The 26,539-nt window shown below is 57.9% G+C and carries 21 protein-coding genes and 1 pseudogene; 4 read left to right on the top strand and 18 right to left on the bottom strand.

The annotated features are described in order from the left end of the window. Positions 1-31 precede the first annotated feature (31 nt). The 16 genes from H7C18_RS35385 to H7C18_RS28055 all read right to left on the bottom strand — a co-directional run bounded on the left by H7C18_RS35385 (position 32) and on the right by H7C18_RS28055 (position 23,055). Entirely contained in the window at positions 32-1,255 is a 1,224-nt protein-coding gene (locus H7C18_RS35385) for a YjgB family protein (RefSeq protein ID WP_337913917.1), read from the bottom strand. A 262-nt stretch (positions 1,256-1,517) separates the two neighbouring features. After that, entirely contained in the window at positions 1,518-2,999 is a 1,482-nt protein-coding gene (locus tag H7C18_RS28125) for an FAD-dependent oxidoreductase (RefSeq protein WP_185132447.1), read from the bottom strand. A gap of 70 nt (positions 3,000-3,069) precedes the next feature. Continuing rightward, positions 3,070-4,623 carry an extracellular solute-binding protein gene (locus H7C18_RS28120; protein ID WP_185132446.1) on the bottom strand — a complete coding sequence of 518 codons (1,554 nt, stop codon included), beginning with the start codon at positions 4,621-4,623 and terminating at the stop codon, positions 3,070-3,072. Between the two features lie 99 nt (positions 4,624-4,722). After that, positions 4,723-5,607 (bottom strand): carbohydrate ABC transporter permease, encoded by an 885-nt coding sequence (locus H7C18_RS28115; protein ID WP_185132445.1) that lies wholly within the window; start codon positions 5,605-5,607, stop codon positions 4,723-4,725. A gap of 16 nt (positions 5,608-5,623) precedes the next feature. Continuing rightward, entirely contained in the window at positions 5,624-6,538 is a 915-nt protein-coding gene (locus H7C18_RS28110) for an ABC transporter permease (protein ID WP_185132444.1), read from the bottom strand. Between the two features lie 186 nt (positions 6,539-6,724). Continuing rightward, positions 6,725-8,545, bottom strand: a complete 1,821-nt coding sequence (locus H7C18_RS28105; RefSeq protein ID WP_185132443.1) for a cache domain-containing sensor histidine kinase — start codon at positions 8,543-8,545, stop codon at positions 6,725-6,727. 27 nt (positions 8,546-8,572) lie between these two features. Further along, positions 8,573-9,199 carry an SGNH/GDSL hydrolase family protein gene (locus H7C18_RS28100; protein WP_185132442.1) on the bottom strand — a complete coding sequence of 209 codons (627 nt, stop codon included), beginning with the start codon at positions 9,197-9,199 and terminating at the stop codon, positions 8,573-8,575. Between the two features lie 5 nt (positions 9,200-9,204). Continuing rightward, positions 9,205-10,833: a response regulator gene (locus H7C18_RS28095; RefSeq protein WP_185132441.1), complete on the bottom strand. Its 1,629-nt coding sequence runs from the start codon at positions 10,831-10,833 to the stop codon at positions 9,205-9,207. A gap of 175 nt (positions 10,834-11,008) precedes the next feature. Then, entirely contained in the window at positions 11,009-11,575 is a 567-nt protein-coding gene (locus H7C18_RS28090; protein WP_185132440.1) for a hypothetical protein, read from the bottom strand. 85 nt (positions 11,576-11,660) lie between these two features. Beyond that, positions 11,661-13,007 (bottom strand): sedoheptulokinase, encoded by a 1,347-nt coding sequence (locus tag H7C18_RS28085; RefSeq protein WP_185132439.1) that lies wholly within the window; start codon positions 13,005-13,007, stop codon positions 11,661-11,663. Between the two features lie 39 nt (positions 13,008-13,046). Then, positions 13,047-16,211, bottom strand: a complete 3,165-nt coding sequence (locus H7C18_RS28080; RefSeq protein ID WP_185132438.1) for an FAD-dependent oxidoreductase — start codon at positions 16,209-16,211, stop codon at positions 13,047-13,049. Between the two features lie 149 nt (positions 16,212-16,360). After that, positions 16,361-17,920, bottom strand: coding sequence for an extracellular solute-binding protein (locus tag H7C18_RS28075; protein ID WP_185132437.1), 1,560 nt, complete (start codon positions 17,918-17,920; stop codon positions 16,361-16,363). 119 nt (positions 17,921-18,039) lie between these two features. Continuing rightward, positions 18,040-18,921, bottom strand: coding sequence for a carbohydrate ABC transporter permease (locus tag H7C18_RS28070; protein WP_185132436.1), 882 nt, complete (start codon positions 18,919-18,921; stop codon positions 18,040-18,042). Between the two features lie 14 nt (positions 18,922-18,935). Continuing rightward, a complete protein-coding gene (locus H7C18_RS28065) occupies positions 18,936-19,910 on the bottom strand; it encodes an ABC transporter permease (RefSeq protein WP_185132435.1) in 975 nt (324 codons plus the stop codon). Positions 19,911-20,047: 137 nt separating this feature from the next. Beyond that, a complete protein-coding gene (locus tag H7C18_RS28060) occupies positions 20,048-21,826 on the bottom strand; it encodes a cache domain-containing sensor histidine kinase (protein ID WP_185132434.1) in 1,779 nt (592 codons plus the stop codon). Beyond that, positions 21,823-23,055: a response regulator transcription factor gene (locus H7C18_RS28055; RefSeq protein ID WP_185132433.1), complete on the bottom strand. Its 1,233-nt coding sequence runs from the start codon at positions 23,053-23,055 to the stop codon at positions 21,823-21,825. Before H7C18_RS28055 ends, H7C18_RS28060 begins: the two co-directional genes overlap by 4 nt. Positions 23,056-23,491: 436 nt before the next feature. Here H7C18_RS28055 and H7C18_RS28050 point away from each other — a divergent pair, with 436 nt between their 5' ends. The 3 genes from H7C18_RS28050 to H7C18_RS28040 are packed head-to-tail and all read left to right on the top strand — an operon-like array spanning position 23,492 to position 24,600. Further along, positions 23,492-23,734, top strand: a complete 243-nt coding sequence (locus H7C18_RS28050; RefSeq protein WP_185132432.1) for a spore coat associated protein CotJA — start codon at positions 23,492-23,494, stop codon at positions 23,732-23,734. After that, the gene (locus H7C18_RS28045) at positions 23,731-23,991 is read left to right on the top strand and encodes a spore coat protein CotJB (protein ID WP_185132431.1); all 261 of its coding nucleotides are present in this window, start codon (positions 23,731-23,733) and stop codon (positions 23,989-23,991) included. The genes H7C18_RS28050 and H7C18_RS28045 overlap by 4 nt, the downstream gene beginning before the upstream one ends. Positions 23,992-24,030: 39 nt before the next feature. After that, on the top strand, positions 24,031-24,600 hold the full coding sequence (locus H7C18_RS28040; RefSeq protein ID WP_185132430.1) for a manganese catalase family protein: 570 nt from the start codon (positions 24,031-24,033) through the stop codon (positions 24,598-24,600). Positions 24,601-24,664: 64 nt separating this feature from the next. Here the strand turns inward: H7C18_RS28040 and H7C18_RS36130 are convergent. Together H7C18_RS36130 and H7C18_RS28030 are read right to left on the bottom strand one after the other, a co-directional pair. After that, a pseudogene (locus H7C18_RS36130) lies at positions 24,665-24,802 on the bottom strand (RCC1-like domain-containing protein); the annotation flags it as partial. Positions 24,803-24,812: 10 nt separating this feature from the next. Further along, complete coding sequence (locus tag H7C18_RS28030) at positions 24,813-25,196, bottom strand: winged helix-turn-helix transcriptional regulator (protein ID WP_185132428.1); 384 nt, start codon at positions 25,194-25,196, stop codon at positions 24,813-24,815. A gap of 130 nt (positions 25,197-25,326) precedes the next feature. Between H7C18_RS28030 and H7C18_RS28025 the strand changes: the two genes are divergently transcribed. Continuing rightward, positions 25,327-26,520, top strand: coding sequence for an MFS transporter (locus H7C18_RS28025; RefSeq protein WP_202887546.1), 1,194 nt, complete (start codon positions 25,327-25,329; stop codon positions 26,518-26,520). Positions 26,521-26,539: the final 19 nt, after the last annotated feature.

Here is a 26,539-nt window from a genome sequence, read left to right as displayed (position 1 = left end):
ACCGGAATACCGGTGAGGGAAATGGGTAAACTTACGCTTTGTAAACCAGATTGATGTGGTCGAGGTTCGTGCTGCTGTTGAAAATAAACTCGAGCTGATAGGCTCCGCGGATATAAACGATTTTTTTCTGCTCCACGCTGCCGGTTTTGATAACGGTGGAGGAATGAGGCGCCCCCCATTGCTGCACGAGCATCTTCACCGTAATGCCGCCGATATTGGCCTCCCGTTCCACATTTGTCCCGAAGTAGCGCATCTCCCGGATTTTGTCCTGCTTATACGAGATCGCATACCCGGGGTGGCCCATTTCCGCGTGATAGACATCGAATGCATTCGACGCATTGGACGGCATTTCAGGCTCGCCGATCGCTTTGACTACGTCCTCCCGCGTGCTTTTGCCTAACGTCAATCCCTCAAGACCGGGAAACTGGCCTTGAAGTGCCGGCTTGTAGAAGCTGTTCAGCGTCTGCAAGGCCTGCTTATAGTAATCTCCGGCAGCGGAAGAATTATCGGACCCCGCTGCGTCCTTTTTAACCAGATTGATGTGGTCGAGGTTCGTGCTGCTGTTGAAAATAAACTCGAGCTGATAGGCTCCGCGGATATAAACGATCTTTTTCTGCTCCACGCTGCCGGTTTTGAAAACGGTGGAGGAATGAGGCGCTCCCCATTGCTGCACGAGCATCTTCACCGTAATGCCGCCGATATTGGCCTCCCGTTCCACATTCGTCCCGAAGTAGCGCATCTCCTGGATTTTGTTCTGCTTATACGAGATCGCATACCCGGGGTGGCCCATCTCCGCGTGATAGACATCGAATGCATTCGACGCATTGGACGGCATTTCAGGCTCGCCGATCGCTTTGACTACGTCCTCGCGCGTGCTTTTGCCTAACGTCAATCCCCCAAGACCGGGAAATTGCCCTTGAAGCGCCGGTTTGTAGAAGCTGTTCAGCGTCTGTAAGGCCTGCTTATAGTACTCCGATGCTGCAGACGATGCGGACGCAGACGCCGCGGCTGCTTTTGCAGGCAAAAGTTCATTCGTAATTCCAGCGGTGCTTAGCGTTAAGGCTCCTACGGCCATAATTGCAACGGTTGCTTTTTTGATTCGTTTCATTCGATTCGTCTCCTTCTTTTGCTGTCTTGTAGAAATTGACGTCTCATCCTTGAATATTGTTACACTAAATTGCTGGAAGCGAAGCGGAGTTTGCCTGCGCAGAAAAAAGAACTGTCCGGCAACAGCCGTGCAGTTCTCTTCGTTCACCTTACCGTTTGTCGCTGAATGGTGCATAAAGTCCGGAAAATTGTAAAGAGCAAGTAAAATCGGCCGGAATTCATAACAAACCGATTTTGATCTTGATATAATCGGAGAAAAAGAGAAGAATTTCCCGGAGGGATAGGCAGTGGATATCTTAATTTGAAGCGTCCAGGAATTTCTAAGGCAAAAAAGACCCGATCCTTAAGGATCGAGTCTGCTCCCCAAATCGAAGCCTCATTGAACGCATATGAAGACGTGCCGTAACCGCCTAAATGACCTGATCGTCCCGCAGCAACCGCTCGCGCAGCTTGCCATACGGCACCGCCTGAACGGCGATGTCTGCCTCCAGCGCAAGCGCGGCCGCGGTCGCCGCCGACTGGCCCAGCGCCATGAACACGGGCTCCATCCGGATGGAGCCGTACGCGATATGCGAGGCAGACAGGCAGACGGGGACTAGCAAGTTGGCGCACTGTTCTTCCTCCGGCACGAGCGAACGGTAGCTGATGGGATAAGGAGAATTCAGCTTGATCTGCACGTCTCCCTCGTTCCGGACGTCGCCTTCCGGACTGACATGCCGCTGCACGTTGTGGGAATCCATCGTGTAGGAGCCGAGGCCGACGGGGTCGTCGATGGGTGAACGCAGGAAAATATGATTTTCGTTCATCACCAGACCGCTTACCATCCGTCTGGCTTCCCGGATGTACAGCTGCGGCGTCCAGTGGCCGTTCTCCGTGAACTCGTCAAGAGGAAGCCCCCACGGCTTGTAAAATTCGCGGATAGCGGCCGGAACGCGGGGATGATGCTGCAGAGTCCAGATCAAGCCGCGCTGATGGCGCTCATGGGCGGCCGCGAGCGCCTCTCTCTCCGCATAAGAGGCTTCCGGATAGGCATAATTGCAGCCGATAAAGTCCGTCGAGAATCCCTTGTCGTTATTGGAATCGGTCTTCCGGTTCGGCACCATCCGCAGCTTAAAGAATACGTTCTCTCCCTGTTCGGCGGCACGGAACAACAGCTCGTAGTCCCGTTCGTCGTAGCCCGCCGGCTGCTCCACGGGAAAGCGGTTATCCGGCGCGTCCGTCAAGCACATCCGGTAGCAGTACGCCTGGATTTTGTCGTCTCCTTCGCCGTCCCGTCCCCCGGAGTCGGGATTGACGCCGGGCAAAAGTCCGCTCGCCCGATCGCCCGGCACGACGTAAGGATCGATGCCCCGGGGCAGCTGGTTTTTGACGGCGGCCGCCGTCTGAATGCCGTTGTACGTCTCCCCGTACCGGCTGTTCGGCTCCCTGCCCAATGCATACGAGACTCCCGCCGCTTTCATCAGATCCCCTTCGTACCCGGCATCCATGAACATTCTGCCGGCGTACGTATGCCCCGATTCCGACCGGATCGACTCGATCCGATTGCCGCGCTTCGCGACGGGATCGGCCGGATCGAGCCTTTCGCCGTACCGGACCTCGATGCCGTATTCCTCCGCCCAATCCTCGAAGACGGACAGCGCCGTCTTCGGCTCGAACATCCAGACCGCTTCGTCCGAGCCGTACTTCCGGCCGACTCGCTTGTAGAATTCCAGCGACAGCCCGCCGATCGCCGACTTGTCGCCGAAATCGGTGTCGCCCAGCCCGCCGCTGCTTAACCCCCCCAGCCTGCGGGACGGCTCCAGGACAACCGGGTTCATGCCCATTCGGCGGGCTTGAACGGCAGCGGCCATTCCTGCCGCCGTGCCGCCGTAAATCACCAGATCGTAGATCATCTCTTTATGGGTCTCCTCTCTCTTGAAATTCGAGGCCTCGCCGTCAAGGCGAAGCCCCGAATCTCTTTCCTTAATGTTGTTGGCTTGCGTACCAGTCGTTCACTTCCTTCTCTACATCCTGGCCGCCTGCGTCGTTCCAAGCTTTCTGGAGATCGCCGATCGCCTTGTCGGACACCCCGTCCACGATCATCTGGATCAGACGATCGTTGACAAGCGTATCCAGCTTGACGCTGTTCGCCGAATACTTCGGCAGGTACGGCGCGAAGGCGAGCGGGTCCATATGAATCTGATCCTGGGGAACCGAATTGATGATCTTGTAATTGTCGAACATCGGCTTGCTCTTCTGCAGGCGGGCCTGCCAGTACTGGACGAAGTTGGCTTCGTCCATCCCGATGACGAAGTTGTTGGACTGGCCGCGATCGTCGAAAAATGCGGGAGCGATCGGCATGTAATTGCCGTTCTCCACCGTATACGTCTCGCCCTCTTTGCCGATGAACAGGTCTTTGAACGTGTCCGGATCCAGCATGGCGTTGACCAGCTTGATCGCATCCTCCGGGTGTTTGGCCGACTTGGGAACGAACGTAATCTTATTGAAGCCCCCGATCTCGGTAAATCCGCTTAGCCCGCCAGGTCCTTTCAACGGAGGAATGTATTGGTACGTTGCTCCCGGCACGTTCTTCTGCAGAGCTTCGTCATAGCCCGGGATCGACGACCATCCGGCCAAATAGATGCCCGCCCGGCCGCTGGTGAACTTCTCGGCCGCAGTCGCCGATTTGTTGGTGGCGAATTCCTTGTCCAACAATCCTTGATCGTACAGATCCCGGATGAAAGTGACGTAATCCTTGAGCCCGGGATGATTGACGACGTTCACCAGTTTGCCGTCCATCTCGGTCCACGATCCGAAAATTCCGTAAGCGCCCGTCAAGTTGTCCAGCAGCGCGACGGCATCGATCGTCATCGGAATGTTGTTCTTGCCGTTTCCGCCCGGGTCTTGGTCCTTAAACGCTTTCAAAACATCGACGAGTTCGTCCAGCGTCGTCGGCATCTTCTTGCCGACCTTCTCCAGCCAGTCGGTGCGGATCAGCAGTCCCGTCCGGACGTAAGAGACGTTCAAGGTCGGAATGCCGTAGATTTTCCCGTCGACCGTTACGCCTGAGAAGCTCTCCGGCGAGATCGCTTGCTTGATGTTCGGACCGTATTGGTCGATGAGCGGGGTCAAATCCGTCAGCGCGCCGTTCTGGGCGAAGTTGAAGAAGTCCTGCTTGTTCATGGCGTCCACCAGATCGTAATCCGAGCCGGAAGCCATGATCAGATTCAGCTTGTCGCCCGGATTCTCCTGGGGCAGCATATCGTTCTGCAGCTTGTAGCCGGTCGCTTCCTCCAGGAATTGATTCACCGGATACGTGTTGTAATCGTCGGCCATGTAATTGCGCAGCAGCTTCAGCGTCGGTTTGTCCTTCGCCTCGGCGCTTGGGCTTGCGGCCGCGCCGGAGGCCGTCGGCGCGCTTCCCGTCGCCGTGGCGTTCCCGCCATCGTTGTTGCCTCCGCTTCCGCATCCGGCCAGGATGACGGAGATGGCCAGCGGCAGCGTGACAGCTGCGGCAAACCGTTTTTTCTTCGACATGTGAACCCCTCCATACCGTAATTATAAATTAACCCTTGCGGTTCCGGGAATGAGGCCGGCTCGTCAAGGGATAATTCCGTTGCCGATGCCGCAGGCTTGTTATCCTTTGACGGAGCCGATCAGAATCCCCTTGATGAAGTACTTTTGCAGGAACGGATATACGAGCAGAATCGGGATCGTCGACACGATGATCGTCGCGTTGCGAATGCCTTCGGGCGAGGCGTTCAACAGCAGGTCGTTGTCCTGGTTCAGCAGATTCTCGTCCGACGCTTGCAGCACGACATCCCGCATATACAGCTGCAGAGGCTTCAATGCCGGATCGTTCAGATACAGCATCGGATGAAACCAGTCGCTCCAGAAGGAGACGGCATAGAATAAGCTGATCGTGGCGAACACGGGCGCCGAAAGCGGAATAATCAAGCGCAGCACGATGCGAAGGTTGCTGGCGCCGTCCAGCTTGGCCGATTCCTCCAGGCTCTCCGGCAGACTTTCGTAATAATTTTTCATCAGCAGCAGATTGAAGACGCTGATCAGCGCCGGCAGCACAAGCGACAGGAGGTTGTTCATCAACCCCAGGTTTTTGATCAACAGGTAATTCGGAACGAGTCCGCCGTTAAACAGCATCGTGAAGATGTATAGCAGCAGCACGAACTTGATCCCCGGCAAATGCTTCTTCGACAACGGATAGGCGGAGACAGCCGTCATGACGACCGAAGCCAGCGTGCCGACGACGGTGAGCGAGACCGAAATCAGGAATCCTCGCTGGAACATGTCGTCGCCGATGACGAACCCGATGTTCTTCAAGTTGAGGTCGATCGGCCAGAGCCCGACCTTCCCGGAGACGATCGCCCAGTTGGCGCTGAGCGATTTGGCCAGCACATTCAGGAACGGGAAGAGGCAGAGAATGCCTGCGCCGGTCAAGACAGCGTAGACTATCGATACATAGACGACTTCGGAAAAGGGCCGGCTGCGTGATGGGGTCATCGTCTCTCTCCTCTCGTCACCAGATGCTCTTGCCCGTGATCCGCTTGGACAGCTGATTGCCGCCGATGACCAGGAAGAAGCCGATCACCGACTCGAACAGTCCGACCGCGGTGGAGAAGCTGTATTCCATGGAAGTCAGCCCCATTCGGTAAATGTAAGTGCCGATGACGTCCCCCGTATGGTATACCGTCGGGTTATACAGCAGCAGAATCTGCTCGGTTCCCGCTTCCAGCACGCCGCCGATGCGCAGGATGAGCATGAGAACGATCGTCGTCGAGATTCCGGGCAGCGTGATGTGGAACATCTGGCGCACGCGGCTGGCGCCGTCAAGCCTGGCCGCTTCGTACAGCTCGGGGTCGAGGCCGGCAATGGCGGCGATGAAGATGATGGCGCTCCAGCCCGATTCCTTCCAACCCGCCGTGGCGACGAGAACGCTGCGGAAGTAATGGTTGTCCATGAAGAAGTTCACCGGCTCTCCGCCGAACCAGCCGATGATGCCGTTAACGATCCCCGTGGACGGCGACAGAATGTTGACGAACAGCCCCGCGATCACGACCCAGGACAGGAAATGCGGCAAATAAATAATCGTCTGAATCGACCGCTTGAACCCCATTCTGCCGACTTCGTTCAACAGCACGGCGATAATGATCGGGATCGGGAACAGGAAGACGATCTTGTACAAGCTGATAAGAAGCGTGTTCGTCATAATGCGGCCGAAATCCGCGGAATGAAACAGGCGCTCGAATTGCTGCAGACCGACCCATTCGCTTCCTCCGATGCCCTTGAAGATGTTGAAATTCTGGAAGGCGATGACCAGGCCGTAAATCGGCGTATATTTGAATATCAGCAAAAAAACGAGTCCCGGTATCAACAGCAGATACAAATCATAATTGCGGCGAATCTGGGAAAGCCAATCCGCTCGGCCTTTCATGCCCTTCCTCCTCCCTTCGGTGTAGGTTATGGTTCTTATCTTAGCGGGACCGGATGGCGGCGCGTGAGGTACAGCATTCAGCTTCGCTGGTCGAATCTTCAGGTAAGGGCGTCTGGCCCACGGCATAAAACAACAAACCGCCCTCCCCGAGCGGATGCTCGGAGAGAGCGGTTCAATCGCCTGATCTTATAGGGATTCGGATGTCTCGCCGGACGGAGCCCCCTCCGGGAACGTCAGGCTGACCGTCGTTCCTTCGCCCGGTATGGACGCGACGTCCAGGCGGCCGGCGCCTCCGGTATACAGACGCAGCCGTTCCCAGACGTTGTACAATCCGTAGCTGGACGTCGAGGTCGTCGGCGACGAGAAGCTCGCGAGAAGCTCGCGCACCTTGTCCTCGCTCATGCCCGTGCCGTCGTCGGCGACGCGGATGACGAAGCCGCCGTCCTGCTCGAACACTTCCAGCCGAATGCGGCCTTGATGTCCTTCCTTGTTCTGGATGCCGTGCAGAATCGCGTTCTCGATGATCGGCTGCACGGTCAGCTTCGGCAACGGGCGTCCGGCCAGCGATTCGGGATAGGTCAGCTCGTACTCGAAGCTATGGAACCTCTGCATCTGGATCTCGAGATACGCCTTCGCAAGGTTCATCTCCTCCTCCAGCGTGACGATATCCTTGCCCTTGCTCAGGCTGAGGCGGAAATACTGCGCGAGCATGTGCAGCATCCGGCTGATGTCCTTCGCCCCTTTGGTCAGCGCCATCCAGTTGATCGTGTCAAGCGCATTATAGAGGAAGTGCGGGTTGATTTGCGCCTGCAGCACCTTCAGCCGCGCTTCTTTCTCCTTCTCCTTCGTCCGATAGTTGTCCTCCAGCAGCTGCTGCAGCGTGCTTAGCATGTGCGTCACGCTTTTCTCGAGCCGAATGACGACGCCCCGCCGCTGGGGCAGTCCTTCCTCGATCACCACCGCGCCTCGCTCCTTCAGCTGTTCGGTGATGTGCCGCAGTCTCGCGATCATGCTGCGATTGACGTTTGCAAATACGAGGAACGCGCCCAGGATGACCAACAGCACCAGAGACAGAATCAGAACAACGGAGAAGCCGACGTTGAAGTCCGCATTCGTCCGGTTGATCAGGCGAACGGGCAGCAGCGAGACGACCTTCCATCCGTTCTCATCCAACGTGTCGAAGATCAAATAATAGGCTTCATTGCCGATCGTCACGCGCCGAATGCCCGAAGCCTGGTCCCGCACATCATCGAACAGATCCGGCTCCAGTAGCCGATTGCCGATCTGATCCTCCTGCGTATGGGACATAATGAGGCCTTCGCTATCGACGACATACATCGAGCGGCTCGTCCCCTGATACTCGGCCGGCGCGAGGATAGCCGACAGGTTGGCCTCCGGCACGTCAAGCTCCAGAATGCCGATGATTCGGGCAAACTGGTGCGGATCCCGGATGATGCGGGCGGAGGAGACGACTCGAACCGAGCCCGGGGAACCGAGGAAGGAGACCGTCCGGGTGGGAATCCAGGACACGGCGCCGTTGCTCTTCATCACCTGCTCGTACCATGGCTCCTCCTTGGCTTCGTCCAGGCTGAAAAAGTTGACGTGCTCGCGAGCGTACATTTTGTCGGGATTGACGTACAGCTTGATCTTTTGAATGTCGTTCCCCTGCAGGCTTCGAACCAGATTGCCCAGTTTGGCTTCTTCCTGCACCTGGCTGTAATGCGAGCCCGCGAGCGGATCGCTGGCCAGCTGGTCGTACAGATCCGTATTCAAGATCAGCGCGTCTGAAATTTCGTCGACCTTGGACAAGCGGTAGTCCAAGTTGATCTTCACCTGCCGGATCGAGTTCAAGATCGACACGGTCACTTGCCGCTCGAGAATGTTCTCGGACCGCTGAAAGTAGTAATACAGCAGCATGCCGGCCGGCAGCAGCACGATAAGCAAATAGAGGAGAATCGTCCTTCTGTACGTCGCCCACAACAGACGGAATTGGCGAACTACGCCCATCGCCGCTGCACCGCCTCTCCTCCGATATCAGAGTGCCGCCAGGAAGGGAATAGCCAGATCGGCAATCCGCCGGTGGCCCGCCTCGTTCGGATGCAGCCGGTCGGTCGTCAACGCGTCGAGCGTCAGCTTATTGAAGCCGCTTCGCGCGTGCAAATCCAGCACGGGCAAAGCATACATCTTCCCGATCGCGACAACGGCCTCCGCGTAATCCGCCAGCAAGGCGCCTTGATCGTTGCGCCGCTCGCCGTCGAAGCCGTCCTTATCCCGCTGCAGTGGCGTCCACAGGTTCAGACGGCACAGCGGATGGCGCGCCAGCAAACCTTCGATAACCGTCTGATAGGCGCCGCAAAAAGCGCGAATATCAAAAGACGCCTGGCCGGCCGGGCAAAGGTCCCCTAAAGGCATGCCGAGCCGGTAATCGTTCGTTCCTGCGAAGACGGTCACGCAGTCGTAAGCTTCCTCGAGTCGCTCGGCCATATAAACCGTCGCGCCCTCGTCCCTGTCGCTGCCCGCCGTCATCGGACAGCCGCTCCGGCCATAATTGCCGACTCGCTCGAATGCGAGCGCTTCCGTAACCGGCGGCTGATAGCCGTTTGCCGCGGTAATACTGTCGCCGAGCGTCGCCCAGCTTTTGCCCCGCCAACGTTCCCTCATGTCCTTTACCTCCGATGAATGTCTCTGTATTCGCTTGGCTTCATGCCGGCGTATTTGCGGAATTGCTTCGTGAAGTAGCTCGGTTCCGAGTAGCCGATGGCCTGACTGACGTCGGCCAGCTTCTTGTCCGTCTCCTTCAGCAGCTCCCTCGCCTTCTCCATCCGGACTCTCGTGATATATTCGTTGATGGTCTCCCCCGTCTCCTGCTTGAAGAGCAGGCAAATATACGTTTTGGCCAAATAAACCTGCTGCGCGATATCCGAGATCGTCAGGTTCTCCGCATAACGTTCGCCGATTATCCGGACGATCTCCCCGATCACGTCGTGGGCCTTCTTGAACGACTTCGTCTCTACCTGGCGGCAGATCGAGAACAAATAATGCTTCAGATGCCGGCTCATCTCGTCCAGCGTCTCCAGCTTCAGCAGCTGCTCCCACACTTCGGATTCTTCGCCGTTCTGGAGGTCGGTGCGAAGGCCGAATTCGGACAGAAATTGCGAGGCGACGAGCAGCACCTGCAAGCAGATCCGCTGGCAATCCTTATAGCCGATCCCGCGGCTGAGGCTCAGTTCCCGGAACATCGCGTCCAGCAGCTGCTCGATCTGGTTCGCGTCCTCCGTCTTGAGCACGGATGCGATGGCCGCCAGCATCTCGTTGATGCGCCGGTAGTCGACGTCCTTGCGGGCCGCCATTGCGTCGAACATGACGGCCTGGTTCCGGCCGAGGAACAGCTTGCGCTCGATCGCCTCCTCAGCCGTATGATAGCTTTCGGCCAATTGGCCCAAGTGCGCGGCGGTGCCGCCGATGCCGATCGTCAGGTGGAGCTCCACCAGCCGCTTCAGGAATCCGTTCAGGCTGGTCGTCAATTCCTCGACGAACGGAAGGAGAATATCTTCTCCCAACATCTCCGGCAAAGCGATGATGAGCACGTATTCGCCGCGGCGATTCTCGAACGCGTAGCCCGACGCGTGCCGATCGACCAGCTCCTGGCAAATGTTCTGGATCGCGAACGAGATCAGCTGCGTGCTCTGCTCCGACATCGCTTCGAACACGGCGATCGCATTGTCGATCCGGATGATGAGCGCGCAGTAGGCAGCGTCGAAGGGCAGGCGCAGCTCCAGGAAGCCGATCCGCTTCTCGATCTGGGTTCGGTCCGGGCTGCCGTCCCGGATCAATTGGATAAAGAACTTCTCTCTCAGCAGCGGAATGCTCTGGTGCAGCTTGGCGCTCATTCGCTGCAGCAGGTCCTTGCGATTCTCTTCGCGCTTGGACATATCCATGATTTTCTCGACGACGGCTGTCAATTCGTCCAGGTTGACCGGCTTCAGGATGTAATCCACCGCGTCCATCTTCATCGCCGACTTCAGATACGCAATATCGTCGTAACCGCTAATAAAGACGATCTTGGTATCGGGCATGTCCGCCCTCAGCCGTCTGACCATCTCGATGCCGTCCATGCCGGGCATTTTGACGTCCGTCAGCACGATGTCGGGCCGGCAGCTTTGAGCCAGCGCCAGTCCCTTCGTCCCGTTCTCGGCTTCGCCGACGACTTCAATGCCGTATTCCAGCCAGTTGATGCACAAGGCAAGCCCGTTGCGGGTCGAAAATTCATCGTCGACGATGATCAATTTGTACATGAACGGCCCCTCTCCCCCAAGCGAGGTTTTGTCTCTCCATTATAAATGGAGACCACAGAGACCGCTGGTACAATCATCTCTATATCTGGTCGAATTTTCTGCAATTTCTGACCATGGGACACAGAAAGGCCGGGCAGCCGTCAATCGACGGGCGGCCCGGCCTGCGACGTTCCCCTTATCTGCCGTGCGTGGACATTCCGGAAGAACCTGTTTCCGAAGTCAGCGATGCATGCTGCAGCACGTAGCTTAAATCCTTGACCAACGAACCCGATTTCGCGCGTACCGCCCCGGACGAGAGAGCTTTATTGATTCGGTCGATGGCTTGAATGGCTTTGGGATCCCTTACCGTCAGATGAATCGCCTGATCCGCGCTCTGTTCCTGATAATTGGGGATGCCCCTTCCCTTCCTGGCGCTTCTCCCGGCGTTGCCGGCCATGGAGCGGGCGCCAAGGCCCGTTTCCCCGCTTGTCCCTTCGATTCTCATCCAGTTCCCAAGCTGCAAAATATGGGACCGTGTGCCCGGGGATGCAGTCTGTGTATGGCCGACGGCTTGATTGCCTCCGGGACGGGACAACACGTGTTGCCGAATGTTGCCTGCTTGATTCATGCTTTTGGCTGTTAAATGGCCTGCCTTATTGATGCTTTTGGTGGTTACATTGCCTGCATTGTTCATGCCGCCGCAACCGGCGAGCAGCATAGCCGAAAGTCCGACGCAAGCGAGCGACTGCACCATTCTGTTCAAATCCATAACCTCCCGCAATTCGTTTCCTGTAGTATTTGCGGCCCGGAAGGAATTAAGCGAGAGATGTTTTGGCAATACTTGTTGTTTAGAAAGAGGCATACAGCCCGCAACCGACGCCGGCGCAGATCGCCGCTCCCCGCGACGCTTCCTCCCCACCGTCGGGCAGGAGGAGCGGCAGGCCGAATAGGCGCTCCAATATACGCCGCAGCGCTCCGTTTCGACGCACCCCATTACCGGAGACAACCAGCGCTTTCGCCCGTTCCCTGACGGAAGGCGGCAATAAGTCGTAATAGCCGGCCAGTTCGCCTGCCATCCCCTCCAGAAACCCGCGGATCAAGTGACCCGGGGTCCAATTGTCCGGACAGACGCCGTCGATCGTCCCTCGCGCCAGCGGATCGGCCCGGGTGCCGAAGAACCGCGTATTTACCTTTAATTCAAATTCGTCCGCCGTCTCCGCCTCCGCCATTCGGTTCATCGTCTCGTACAGGCTTGACTCGTCGGAACCCGTAAACGACGTTATCACTTCACGAAAGAACCGCTCCAGCAGCGCATACGATTTGCCTCCGCTTAAGGAAGCGCCGACGAGCAGATATCCGCCGCCCGGGAAGGGACGAATGTCGATTCCCCCAGCCGTCCGGCATTCGTCCGCACAATACGCATCCGAATAGACGGAAATTTGCGATCCCGTGCCGATATTAAGCAGAACCGAGGACCGAACATCCGGAACCGCTCCGAGAAAGCTGGCCTGATTGTCGCCGAGCGCGGTGGCGACCGGTATTCCATCCTTTATCCTGCCGATGACCGTTCCCGACGGAACTTGTTCCGGCAGCAGACCGGCGTCGATCTCGGCGTGCGTCAGGGCGGCCCGGTCGAATTCCAGCAGCCGGGGATCATACAGCCCCAAGCCCGACGCATTCGTCGGGTCAATCAACGGTCTCGTTCGATTTGCGAGCCGCATCGCCACATAATCGGCAATCGTACAGAGGGCCGAGGCGCCTGGCGGAACCAGGCCGTTCTGCTGGTTGTAGAAATGGGTCGCCATCCCGAAGCCCGTCGCCATCGGATAACAGGTCAACCGTGCGAGCTGTTCGGCGTATGTCGCTTCCTTGGAATAAGGCATGTCGCCCCGCTTATCCTGCCATGTGTAGAGGGGCGACACCGCGTTCCCTTCCTTATCGACGTACAGGATGCCGTGCATTTGGCCGGTAATGCCGATGCCGAGGACTTCCGCACGGTCGCTGCGAAGCTCGGACAAAACCGACTCCGCCGTTCGCCAGATGGACTCTGCGTCCTGCGCAAACTCCCAGCTCCGGGAAGAACGCAAAGCGGCCGTATTGTCCAAGGTAACCGACCGGATCATTCGGCGCGTCCGTGCTTCCAGCAGCGCCCCGCACACCGAAGTCGTACCGATATCCAATCCGATCAAATGCAACGAAATCATCCCCTTTCAGTCCGATATCCGCTTGAAAATTCATTCAACCCGTTCCCGCCGCAGCATCGACTCGCTGTCGAACTCGAAATCGAGCCGTATATCCAGCGGCCTGGGCTGACGCTCCGGCTTCTCCGCGGAGGCCCACCGGCGCCACCGCTCCGGATCCGCGTCTTCCATGCGACCGCTTAACCGGCGCAGCTCCAGCAGCGCGCCGCGGGCCAGCATCGACCGGTTGTCCGACAGATAAGCGATCAGAACGGCATAGCCTTCCTCGCTTCCGCATCGGGCCAGCGCCCGTCCGATCGCCAGCTCCAGCATAGCCCGGCGTTCGAGGAAATAATCCGCCTGAGCCCGGTCCGAGCATTGCTGTCCGTTCAGCAGCGGAATCCGATGCAGCCGCTCCAGGGCCGGGAGGGCGGCGCGGCTGCCGAGCCGCTCGGCCCCCCGGCACACTGCGTCTACATAATAGAACAGGCCTTTGCGGGAATCCTTGAAGCTGACTTCGTCCAGATCGATCCGTTCGGCCACCTGTTCCCATGCCTTCACGCTGCGCGGATCGGCCGCCGGGGCAAGCGAATAGAGCAGATAAGCCGCATCCGGCATCGCGCCGTGGTCCGGCGGAAGCTGGACATACAGGATGTCCGCCGTGCGCTCCGGAAGCCGGGGGCCCTGCAGCTCTCGCTGAATCGCGTCCAGCAGCACGGGCACGCCCGAACGGGATTGCAGCATGCACAGCGCCTGGGCGATACGGATTCGGCGGTTGCCTTCCGCCCGTCCCATCGCACGCTCGAGAACCGGAACGATACGAGGGCCGACAGAACAGATCTCGACGAATGGAATCGGTTTTTCATAGGTCTCGTTCATCCGCATGTTGGCATATTCGTACAGCGGCTCCGTCTCGATCGAATCGACGAGGCGTTCCAGTTCCGCCTCCGAAAAACGTACCGGCTCCAGCCGGCGCTCCAGGACTCGCTCCGGAATCAACCCTTCGGCGGCGAGTCGGGCTTGCAACTTGGACAGCGTTAGGTTCCGCAGCCCTTCATTCGCGCGGACGGCCATCGAAGCCGCCAGCGCCGCCGCGGCGCCCAGGTTCTCCAGATCGGCCTGCATGCGGATCGCGGGCAGCGCGTCATGGGTCGCCGAGATCGCCTTGCCCGCGACAAGCAGCCCTTCCAACCCTTTCGGGAGAAGCATGCGATAAGGGATCTCGATGTCCAGATTGGGCGGGATCAAGCCGACGTTGACCCATTCCGCGCCGCTGACTCCTTTGACGTCATGGTTGCTGAAATGAACGTTGATGACGTCATGCCATCGGCGGTGCAGCAGCTGGTCGGTCAGGCGCATGACGACTTCCCCCATGATGTGTCGGCTTTCCCGGGTTGCGACGTAGATACCGTGGTCATGCAAATCTTCACCGCGCCGGCGTCCGGCCAGTATCGCCCGCGTATAGTCCAAGACGTTCGACACGTCCACCATGCCGGTAAAATTGTTCGTGCTCTTGCCCGGTTCCTTGAATTGAGCCAAAGAATACCACATGACCGCGTGGTCCCGCTCCGAGCCGTAGACGAATTCGGCACCGGCAAAGGCGGCGACGTCGCCATCTCCGGATGCGTCGATGACAACCGAAGCGAGCACCGTCGACAGTCCCCATCGGGTTGCCACGACCGCGCCGCACACCCGCCTGCCGAGCATTGCCGCCCCGCAGGTAACGGCATTCAGCAGCAGGTCGGCTCCCGTCTTCTCCGCTTCGCAGAGTAGCGCGTGCATCTTGGCTTCGAGGTTCCACTTGTGGCCTTTGTAGCGGAGCTCAGACTGCACCAACCGCACCAGCTCCGCTATTTTCGCCGCATAGCCCGTTTTCCGTCCAAACCAATAGCTGTCGACTCCGCCGTACGTCCCGGTGCCTCCCAGCCCGGGATTCAAGTCGATCAGCGTCGTCGCAGAGCCTTCTCCGGCTGCCGTAATCGCGGCGCTCGCGCCGCTGGACCCGCCCCCGACGACCAGCACCTCGGTCCGCTTCCATACCGGGATCGCCCGCGCTTCCACCGGGATCGTCCGCTCCACGCGCTGGAAGAAGTCCGTCCCCGGCACGCACAGCTCATATTCGTTCCGGTCAGACGCATCGATCCCGATACCGATTGCCGCAGCTGCCGGCTCGTCGGCCGAATGATCCGTAGCACCCGTTACCCGCTCCAGCATCGCATCCGCCGCCTGTCGTCCGAGAACGCTCGCCTGCACCGGGTCGTGCAGCATCTCGCTGCCGAACGCGAATATCGACTTCGCCAGGCTGACGACATCGGGGCGGCCGACCTCGCAATCCGCGATCGTAAAAGGCATCTCGCCCCTCGTTGCCGGCAGCGGATACGGTCCCAGCAGCTCGTGCGACGAGGCAGCCAGATCCGCTTTGCGGAAAGCCGGCGCCTGCCGGATCAGCCAGACGGCCAGACGCATGCCGGCGTGCCTGGCTTGCGATTCCCGATCGCGGTTCGCCTCGAGCGTGTTCGCGCTGGGCAGCTCGAGCTCGAATTCCGCCCAGACATGGCCGCCCCCGGCGCTGCCCGGCAGAAGGCGAATCCGATCGCCGGCCAGGCCGAGCTCCGTCGGAACAGGCAGTTCGCCTAGCGATTGCCCGGCAGCGTCCACATTCGTAAATTCAAGCGTTCTTCTATACAGCGCCCGCTCCCCTGGCCGATACCTGGACATATCCTCGCCGCATAAGGCGGCGGCCAGTGCGGTCTCCGTCGCATCGACGACGAACCGGCATTCGATGGCCTGCCTGCCGGATTTGTTCGCGATCTCCAGGCCAACCGTCCGTCCTTGCCGTTCCAGCACGGCGGTTGGCAGCGAAGCGTACAGCAGTTCGATCGAACGGCCGGCCAGCAGATCTTCCAGGCTCCGCTTCAACCGGTCGGCATGAAGCGGCCGCACTTCGTCCGAAGGGCGCATCGCCTCGCTAAGCGCCAGCACGTGACGGATCGGATCAGGCAGCGAGGCCTTCTCTTCTTCCTCCGAAAGTTCAAGCCAGGGCCGAAGCGTGGCCGTCAGCTCGCGCCCCAGATACGTTCGAGGCTCGACGACGACGACGCGCAGCCCGCATTCGGCCAGCCGCAGCGCGCAGGCGATTCCGGCGAAGGAGCCGCCGATTACCGCGGCATCCGCCTCGTAAAGGACCGGCAGGCGATCCGAAGACAATACACATTTCATTTCCAAACAACCATCCTTTCCGTTTCCGATGCTGATCTAACCGTTTTCGCTTAAGGGGCATGCAGCGAAAATGCGGCTGCTTCGGCAAAGAAGCAACCGCACCGCTTATGGCTAATGAAGCTTCCGACCGGTCGTTCGAAGCGGCTTCCCTACTTGGTCGTCTGGTACCATTCGTTGTATTGGTCCGCGAGTGCCTGGCCGCCTTTCTCCTTCCACTGCTTGACGAAGTCGTCGAACTTCGCGAGGGAGCTGTCGTCCAGCATCATCTTGATCAGCTGCTCATGGCTGAAGGTGCGCAGCTGCTGGCCGAAATCCTGCTCGGCCTGAACGACCGGCGCCTGATTGACGACCGGAGTGTATACATAAGAATCCGCTTTGGCGTTGATATCGTCCCACAGCGCGGCCATCTCCGGTTCCTTGCGGGCCCGGGCGCCGAACAGAGGCGTATACATTTTCGATTCATTGACCGGGTAGAACCAGCGGCCTTTGTTCAGCTTGTCGAACGCGGGGAAGATCGGATAGTATTTGCCGTCCTCCACCTTGTACGTCACGTTCTCGTCTCCGAGAATGAGCTTCGTATAGTTGGCCGGGTCCAGGAATGCGTTCGCGTATTGAACGACATCGGCTGCTTTCTTCGACGCTTGCGGCACGATAACGAAGCTGTAAAGCCCGCCGGTGCCGGATATTTTCTGGTTGCCGTTCGGGTCCTTCATCGGCGGCAGGAAGGCCAGCTCGGCGTTCGGATCGCTCTCCTTGAGCGCTCTGACGGCTCCTGAATCCCAGCAGGACATCGTGGCCGCCCCGACGTATCCGGCTCCGACTTTCTCCATGACTTTGTCATGCTTGGAAGCGGCAGCGTCCGGGTCGAGCAGGTCTTCTTTGTTCAGCTTGTTCAGGTACGCGATATACTCCTTGGCACCGGGCGTGTCCAGACCGGAGACGATCTTGCCGCCCTGTTCGATGAAGTCGGTCGGACCGCGGCCGAGGCCGAAGGCTTCCGCCAGCCCGCTGATCTCCAGCAGGTTGCCGTCTTCGCCGGCATGGTAGGCAAACGGAATGACGTTGTCCTTGCCGACGCCGCCCGGATCTTGCTCCTTAAACGCTTTCAATGTCTGATACAATTCGTCAGGCGTCGTCGGCATCGGCAGCCCCAATTTATCGAGCCAATCCTTGCGGATAATGAGCCCGTCGGTTACCGCCTCGTAGTTGAACGTCGGCAACGCATAGATTTCGCCGTCGACGGAGACCATGTCCCATTCCTCTTGCGTAAACGCATTTTTCAAATTCGGCCCGTATTGATCGATCAGCGTCGTCAACGGTTGAATCGCCTTGTTCTTGGCATACATGGCCAGCAGGTTCCGGTTGTTCATCGAGATCATGTCGTAGTCTTGACCGGAGCTCAAGATCAGGTTGACCTTGTCGTCGTCGTTGCCCATCGTAGGCACGATGTCGACGCCGAGCATGTCCTTGATGGCTTGGCGTTCATAGTCCGTCTCCGGGTCGAAGTTATCCTGGTAGGACAGAAACTTCAATTGAGTGTTTAGCTTGCTTCCCGACGCGGGAGCCGATGAGACCCCGGATGCCGTACTTGGCGCGGACGGCGTCGCCGTCGAGGCGGCGTTGTCCGTAGATTGGCCTCCGCAGCCGGCCAGCGTCAACGAAGCGGCCAGCACCAGCGAGCCGACAATCCCTTTTTTTCCCATTCGCATGGATGATCCCCCCTGAGTAAGATGAAGCATAATTGTTTAGGTTGCGGCTATCCATGTTCCATTGCCGCCGGGCCGTCGCGGACCCGTTCGCTCGATTTCATAAGCTTCCCCTCCCCCGATTATCCTTTGACCGATCCGATAACCATCCCGCGCAGGAAATGCTTCTGCAGGAACGGATACAGCACCGCCATCGGCAGCATCGACAGAAATACCGTTGCGTTGATAATGCTCTGCGGCGCGACGTTGCGAAGCGAGTTCTGGTCGAGCTTGAAGTTCCCCGTCGGATCCTGCGCCTCGAAGATGACCGTGCGCAGGTACACCTGAAGCGGCATCAAGTGCTGATCGGTAATGTACATTCTGGCGTTGAAATAATCGTTCCAGAAGCCGACCGCGAAGAACAAGAAGATGGTCGCCAGCACCGGCTTGGACAGCGGGAGCATGATCGTGAACAGAATCTTGAGCTGGGAAGCTCCGTCGATCTTGGCCGCTTCCTCGATCTCGCCGGGCAGCGCCTCGAAGAAGTTTTTGACGATCAGCAGATTGAACACGCTCGTGACGGAAGGAAAGATTACCGCCCATATCGTGTTCAGCAAATGCAGCTTGTTGATCAGCAAGTATTGCGGCACGATGCCCCCGCTGAACATCATGGTGAAGACGAACGCCAGCACGATCCATTTGCGGGCCGGCAAACCGGGTTTGGACAGCGGGTAAGCGGCCATTACGGCTAGAAGAAGTCCCAGCACGCTGCCGAGCAGCGTCATGATGACAGAGACTCGAAACGCGCTGAAGAACGTTTTGGATTGAATGACATACCGATAGGCATCGAATTGAAGCTGCTCCGGCCACAGCTTGATGGCGCCTGCGTATACGAGGTTTCCTCCGCTCAGCGAGACCGAGATCAGGTTGAGAACCGGAAGAGCCACGAGCAAACCCGTCACGATCAGAACAGTGTAGCAGACGGCGACGAAGACGCGGTCGCCCTTTGTCAGACGATGGATCAATGGGGCTCCCCTCCTCACCACATGCCCTGGTTAAAAAATTTCCGGCACAGCTTGTTGGCAGTCACGACCAGGATGAACCCGACCACGCCGCTGAAGATGCCGACGGCGGTCGTGTACGAATATTGCATCTGGCCGATGCCGTTGCGGAACACGTACGTCTCCAGCACGTCGCCGACATTGTAGACGGCGGGATTGTACATGATGAGAATCTGTTCGAACGAGTTGCCGAGCAGATTGCCGAGCGACATCATCGTCATGAGCACGATCGTGCCGCCGATTCCCGGAATCGTGATATGCCGGATTTGCCGCAGCTTGGATGCGCCGTCCGCTGCGGCCGCTTCGTACAGCTGCGGGTTGATGCCCGCGATGGCCGCGAGATAGACGATCGTCCCCCAGCCGACTTCCTTCCACATCGAGGATGCGACGATGATATGGCGGAAGTACGCCGGCTCGAGCAGGAACGAGACTCGTTTGCCGCCAAGCGATGCGATCAGGTCGTTGACCAAGCCGCCGTGCGTCTGCAGCAGGTTGACGAATACACCGCCGACGATAACCCAGGACAGGAAGTGGGGCAAATACAAAGTCGTCTGCAGAACTTTGCGAAACATCAGCTTGCGCACTTCGTTCAGCAGAATCGCGAAGAATGCGGGCAGCGGGACCCAAAACGCCAGTTTGTAGATGTTGATGACCAGCGTGTTGCGCAGGACCCGGTAGAACTCGTCGCTGGAGAATAAGGCGTGAAAGTGCTTCAACCCGACGAACGGACTGTGACCGATGCCTTGAAAAATATTGTAGTCTTGAAAGGCGACGATCAGCCCGCCCATCGGGATGTATTTGAACAGCACGAGCAGAGCCAGCGAAGGAAGCAGAATAAGGTACAGCTCCAAATAGCCTTCGCGATTGAATCGTTTTCGTCCCGAACGTTCACGGCCTTTGGCGCCGGGGGCAGGCTGACGAACCGATGCTTGTTCCGAGGTTGCCTGATTCATGAAGGTCGCCTCCTTTCCGAATGGTGATCAGCGCTTGCGTATGGTTGACTTCAAGGCTGATCTCATTGTAATCGGTTGCAATTCGGCAAGGAATGCACAGGATTCGGATCGACGGGTAATATATTAAATCCTTCGGGCTAAGGGCGAAGAATGGACGGAAGACGTAGAACGCAGCGGGTTCCTTCACCGAGAGCGCTATGCACGGTAAGACCATATGGCGCTTCATGCCGCATGCGGATTCGCCGGTGGACGTTGCGCAGCCCGGTACCGGACCCGTTCGTCGCCTCGGAGTCCAATCCCTGCATCACCTGTTTGAGCTTGGCGGCTTCCATTCCGAGCCCGTTGTCGCGGACTTCCAGGAACAGATCGCCTCCCTCCTCTTTGTCGCGCCAAGCGCGAATGACGATCGATCCCTTCAGCGTATCGTGCTTTAAAATTCCGTGCAGAATGGCATTCTCCACCAGCGGCTGCAAAATTAGCGGAAGCACCTGCAGCGGCTCCAGCGATTCCGGCACGCCGATCGTCAGATCGATCCGGTCCTCGAACCGGTACTTCTGAATGTTGAAATAAGCCCGGGTATGCATCAGCTCGGCCTCCAGCGTCGACGGGCCGTCGATATGCAAGCCGATGCGCAGAAAGCTCGACAAATTGCGAACCATGTAGCTGATGTCCGGCGCCTGATGTTTGACCGCCAACCAATTCACGCTGTCCAGCGTATTGTATAGAAAATGAGGATTGATCTGCGACTGAAGCAGCTTCAGTTCCGCTTCTTTTTTCTCGTAATTGGCTTTATAAACGTCCTCGATCAGCGTCCGGATGCGCTCGATCATCCAATTGAACCGGTGCGTCAGCGCCCCGATCTCGTCGTTGCGGTCGGTCGGCACCTGGATGTTGAATTGGCGGATTTCCACCGTGCCCATGACTTTCATCAGCTTCTTCAGCCGGCTGGTAACGTTGCTGGCGATTAGGTAAGCAAGTGCAAACGATACGGCAAGCACCAGCAGCGCCACGCCCCCGAATTGGTAGAGAATCTGGTGAGAGCGGTTCGTGATCTCGCGGTACGGAATATTGACCGCCAGGTACAGCGGATAACCGCCTACCGAATGGTAGACGAGCAGTTCCGCTCCATTCTTTCCTTCGAGCCGAAGACTGCCGGCCCCTGTTTGGCTCACTCGGCCGAGCTCGGCGGAATCGACCGTACGTGAAGGCATCCCGCCTCCGGCCGAACCTCCCGTATCGTAAAGAATCCGTCCCTGCGGATCGAAAACGTACAACGAGCGATCTCCCGGAATTGGCGTTCGGGAAAGGACGTCGGCCGCCGCTTTCGCACTCACGTCGAAGGCAACGGTGCCTAATTGCTGGCTGATGTCCGAACCGCTGATGATCCTTCGGCGCAGCGTGAACAGCATGTCGCCGGATTCCGGGTCCGACGGATTCGAATACAGGCTCCATTCCATCACCGAATTGCGACGGAACAAAACCGAATCGGACGCATCGCCCGACGCGCCGCTCTCTTGAAGATAACGCTCCCCATCGTTGAGGAAACGGCGCGGTTCCTTCAGGAACACCCGAATGCGGTAAGAAGGATAGTTTTTCTCGAATGCGTCGATAACCTTCTGCATATTCACATATCGGTCGTACTGCTGGATGACCGTAGCTGTACCGGGCGCAAGCGAATCCTGCACGACGTGGCTTCCCGCGAACAAATTCGCTTGCTGCTCGACTTCGGACAGCAAAACGTTCATTCCTTCCGCCGTCTGCGCCATCGTTCCTTGAACGGCGGACGTGAAGTTCTCTTCCGCCGTGCGCACGTTCGCCTTATAGGCGTAATAGCTGTAGGAGATGGTGGACACGATAAGAAGCAGCGAGAAATACAGGAACACGCGGTGTTTGAGCCGCATATCCTTCAGTCTCATCGGCTCGCCCTCCCCGACTTGTATTCGGAAGGAGAGACGTTCTCGTATTTCCGGAACACTTTGCTGAAATAATTCTCGTTGCTGTACCCTACCTTCAGGGCAACTTCAACGATTTTCATATCGGTCTCGGCCAACAAGGCTTTGGCCTTGCGAATCCGCAGCAGATTGGCGAAGTGATTGATCGTAATTCCCGTGACCTTCTTGAACGTCATGCAGAGATGGGCGCTGGTATAGGACAAGCCTTCGGCAATATCGTTAACCGTCATCGTCTCGTCGGCATAATGCCGCTCAATATAGGTCTTGATCGCTTCGACAAGCTGAGCGTTACGCTCCGATGGCGATTCGGCGTCGGGTTTTGCAGTTCCGATCTTGACCATTTGCTTGAGGCTTTCCCCGATCCGTTCCAGAGGCTCCCCCGCTTTGGACCGCTTTGCCGTTACCTGACAGCCGAAGTAATCCCGCGCGGCTTTTACGAATTCAATCGAAGCGTCCTCCAAATCCGGGAACGTTCCCGTTTTTGGGAATTCTCCGACCGCTACCATCCACTCAGGCTCCCAGGCGGTCAAGACATATCGGCAGTCGAACGCTTTGAACGCATGATGCAGCGCCGCCTTCAGCTCCTTCCGGACGACTGGAGTCAGTCTCGCCATCCGGCCTTCCCGTTCGTCGGCAAAGCGGAATACGACGGCCTGCCAACGTCGGTCTTCCTCAGCCGGAATGCCTAATGAAGCGCATAGAGACGCCAGCTCCTTATCCGGTTCGTGCTCTCCGCCGATCAGAGACAGCAGGAATTGCTCCTGCAGAAGCGGAAGGTTGCGGTCCAACACGTCGCGGTCCCGCCTGCGCGATTCGCTCTCCTCGATTCGCCGGATGGCAGACTGCACCGCCTGCTCGAGCTCGGCCATATCGACCGGCTTTAGCAGGTAGTCGACCGACTTGGTACGCATCGCCGACTTCAGATAGTTCAGTTCGGAATACGCGCTGAGCATAATGATGGCCGTATCCGGCAATTCGGTGCACAAGTGTCCGGACAGCTCGACGCCGTCCATGACGGGCATCCGAATGTCCGTGATGACGATGTCCGGCTCCATCTCCCGCGCGATCTTGAGCGCTTCTTGTCCGTTGCCCGCTTCGAGCAATTCGGAGACTCCCCATTTTTCCCAAGGAACATACTCCATCAGTGCTTCTCTCGTCTTGTTCTCATCCTCTACGATGAGCAGCGTGTACATGCTAGCCCCCCTCTTTGAGACCGCTTCCAACGATAATCGATATGGTCCGGCGGCGCCTTCATTGTATCAGAATTTTAGGATTCCGACTTCCGCTTCCGCCATTTTATAAATTAAAAAACGCCTGAATCACAGGCGTTTGCGGAGGAATATTATTTTCCTGAAATGGGTTCAGTCTTCCTCGGCTTTGATAGCGGAAACCCCGCCCACGACGATGACGGCAAGAAGAGCAGCAGCGCAAAGCGTTAAAAGGATCACATAAAGCAATTTAAATCCCTTCTTTCAAAAAGATGGCCTCTACTCAACCGATCCCATTTAATATAACAGTAACCCTTCGCCTCGTAACCATCCAATTCGACTTAAATTTATCCCATCCATTGATTCATATCCGTCCAAGCGAGTTTACTAACAGGTATACTGGCCAAGGAGGTTAGAGTGCATGAGCGAACATCGGAAAAGCTGGAAACCTGTCGCCGGCAAAAATGATCCTTGCCCCCCTCTCAAGTCCAAAACGTATGAGACTCCGCCCAATCTATATTTGGGCTTTCAGGAACCCGGGCTGAAGCAGTACAAGCCTGCCGAGGCCTTAAAGAAAGGCACGCTCTGGCCGGCATTGTTCGGTCCTTATGAATCCCCGTTCCGGTCGGCGGACTCCGCCGGAGGAAAGGAGGATTCCCGATGAAGCAGCCGACGGCAAAAGCGATGAAAACGTTGGAGGAGCTGCAGGCGCTCGATTTTGCGCTCGTCGAGCTGCGACTCTACTTGCATACTCATCCGGAGGATACGGAGGCGCTGAAGCAATATAACGAAACTGCCGAGCAGCGGACGGAGCTCAAGGGGCAGGTGGAGGCGGAATTCGGCTCGATTGCGCCGAATGAGCCGTTTACGCCCGGAAAGACGGCCGGCTGGAGCGATGATTTGTGGCCATGGCAGCTGTAATCCTTTAAACGAACACGATCGCAAGGGAGGAATGGTTGCATGTTCGTATACGAGAAAAAGCTGCTCTATCCCGTGAAGGCGAGCAGCTGCAATCCCAAATTGGCTAAATATTTGATAGAGCAGTACGGCGGATCGGACGGCGAGCTGGCCGCGGCGCTTCGGTACATGAACCAGCGCTATGCGATTCCGGATAAGGTCATCGGCTTGCTGACGGATATCGCCATGGAGGAGTTTTCCCATCTGGAGATGATTGCGGCGATGGTATTCAAGCTGACGAAGGACGCCACGCCCGATCAGATCAAAGAGGCTGGACTCGAGGCGCACTATGTCAACCACGGCAGCGGGCTTTATTATGAGAATGCCGGCGGCGTCCCTTTCAACGCATCGTATATTGCGGGAAAAGGGGATCCGATCGCCGACCTGTTCGAAGACATCGCGGCGGAAGAAAAGGCTCGGGCGACGTACCAATATATCATCGATTTAAGCGACGATCCCGACCTTAATGACGGTCTTAAGTTTCTGCGGGAGCGCGAAATCGTCCACGGGCAGCGGTTCCGCGAAGCCGTGGAATTGCTGAAGGAAGATTACGGCGCGAAAAAAGTATTTTAGCGATCCGATGAGTCATAGAGAAAGCGACCGCTCAGAAAGGGTCGCTTTTTTTGCCGGGCAGTCGGATGCCGCGCCAGTCGCTTACATCGCATTGCCCGCTATGGTTATCGCCTGCAGCAACCACCTTACCGTCCGATTGAAGACCAACGGTATGACGGCGCCCCGCCGCTAGAGTATTTTTAGGCCACAGTATAGGACACAAAGCTTTTCCTTCAACCCCCTTCCTCTTGCTGCGGAAGTTCTCGAATATCATAAATTCGATCTCGATACGTCTCTCCCCAATCCCTCATGGACAAAATGATCGGCTCCAACGTTCTTCCGAATTCCGTGAGCGAATATTCCACCTTGGGCGGTACCTGTTTATAAACCTCGCGGTGGACAATGCCGTCCCGTTCAAGCTCGCGGAGCTGCAGGGTAAGCATGAATTGCGTTATTCCCGGATAGAGGCGGCGGAATTCGTTAAATCTTTTCGGACCGTCGATCAGATGATAAAGAATGATCCCTTTCCATTTTCCTCCGATGACATCCAAAGTCGTATCAACAGGACACCCTTCCACGCTCGGAGTCGTGCAGCTCTTATTCCTTCGATTGCCCAAAGCCTCTACACCTCTAATAGTTTGATTTTTAATACTATATTATAAAATTATGCGTACTTTTCTAATCGCAGTATACACCCTATTATATAGCAGTATCAACGACACTTTCATTTGGAAGGAGACATCCCCTATGACCGCTATTAGCGCCACCCCCATCACCACTCCCAAAGCCGCGCGGCTTCCCCTCCCGGCACTGATCGTAATGGCCTGCACCGTTTTCATCGTGATCATGACCGAGACGATGCCGGCCGGACTTCTCCCGCAGATCGCCCGCGGGATCGGCGTCTCCGAAGGAGCGGCCGGCCAGCTCGTCAGCGCCTACGCGATCGGAACGGTCCTCGCGGCGATTCCTGCGATCATGCTGACCCGAGGGGCCCGGCGGAAGCCGCTTCTGTGCATCGGGCTGCTCGGCTTCCTCGTCGCGAACAGCGTCACCGCGCTGGCGCCCAACCTTGCCGTCGCTCTCGTCGTCCGGTTCATCGCGGGAGCGTTCTCCGGTCTGCTGTGGGGCATGCTCGCCGGATACGCGATGCGCATCGCCGCGCCGGAACGTGCCGGACGCGCCCTGGCCATTGCCATGTCCGGCACCCCGATCGCGCTCGCCGCGGGAACTCCACTGGGCACCTGGCTCGGTACGACGGTCGGATGGCGTTGGGCGTTCGCCGCGATGTCCCTGTTCATCGCCATCGTCCTCGTCAGCGCGCTGATCCTTGTCCCCGACGCTCCCGGCCAGCAGGCGCAGACACGTATCTCGTTCCTCAAGGTGCTGCGCATTCCAGGTCTGGCGACCATCCTCGCCGTCGTCTTTGTTTGGATGCTCGCGCACAATCTTCTCTACACCTACATCGCTCCCTACCTGCAGCAGGCGCGCCTCGATCTGAGGCCCGACCTGGCGCTCGTCATCTTCGGCGTCGCCGCGATCGGCGGGATCTGGATCACCGGCATGCTGGTCGACCGCATGCTCCGCCGCCTAACCCTGGCCAGCGTAAGTCTGTTCATCGTCGCCGGGGCGATCCTCCTCGCCACGCAGGGATCCGCACCGCTCGCGATCCTCGCCATCATCCTGTGGGGCATCGCCTTCGGCGGCTCGGCGACACAGCTCCAAACCGCCACGGGAGATGCCACGGGCGAGAATGCCGATGCGGCCATATCCCTGGTTACCACATCCTTTAACCTGGCGATTTTCGCGGGCGGCGCGCTGGGCGCGGTTCTTGTGGAAGGCATCGGAGCGTGGACCCTCCCCGTGGCGATGGTCGTTCTCGCGTTTATAGCGCTGATCGCGGTTGGTTTCGGCCGGCACGCGGCGTTCCGGTCCGGTCGCTGATCGACGCTAGCCGGGGCGC

The sequence above is a fragment of the Cohnella zeiphila genome (genome assembly GCF_014212055.1).
Lineage (GTDB): Bacteria > Bacillota > Bacilli > Paenibacillales > Paenibacillaceae > Cohnella > Cohnella zeiphila.
Note: the sequence above shows the minus strand (reverse complement) of the source record. Positions and strands in the feature narration are given on the sequence as shown.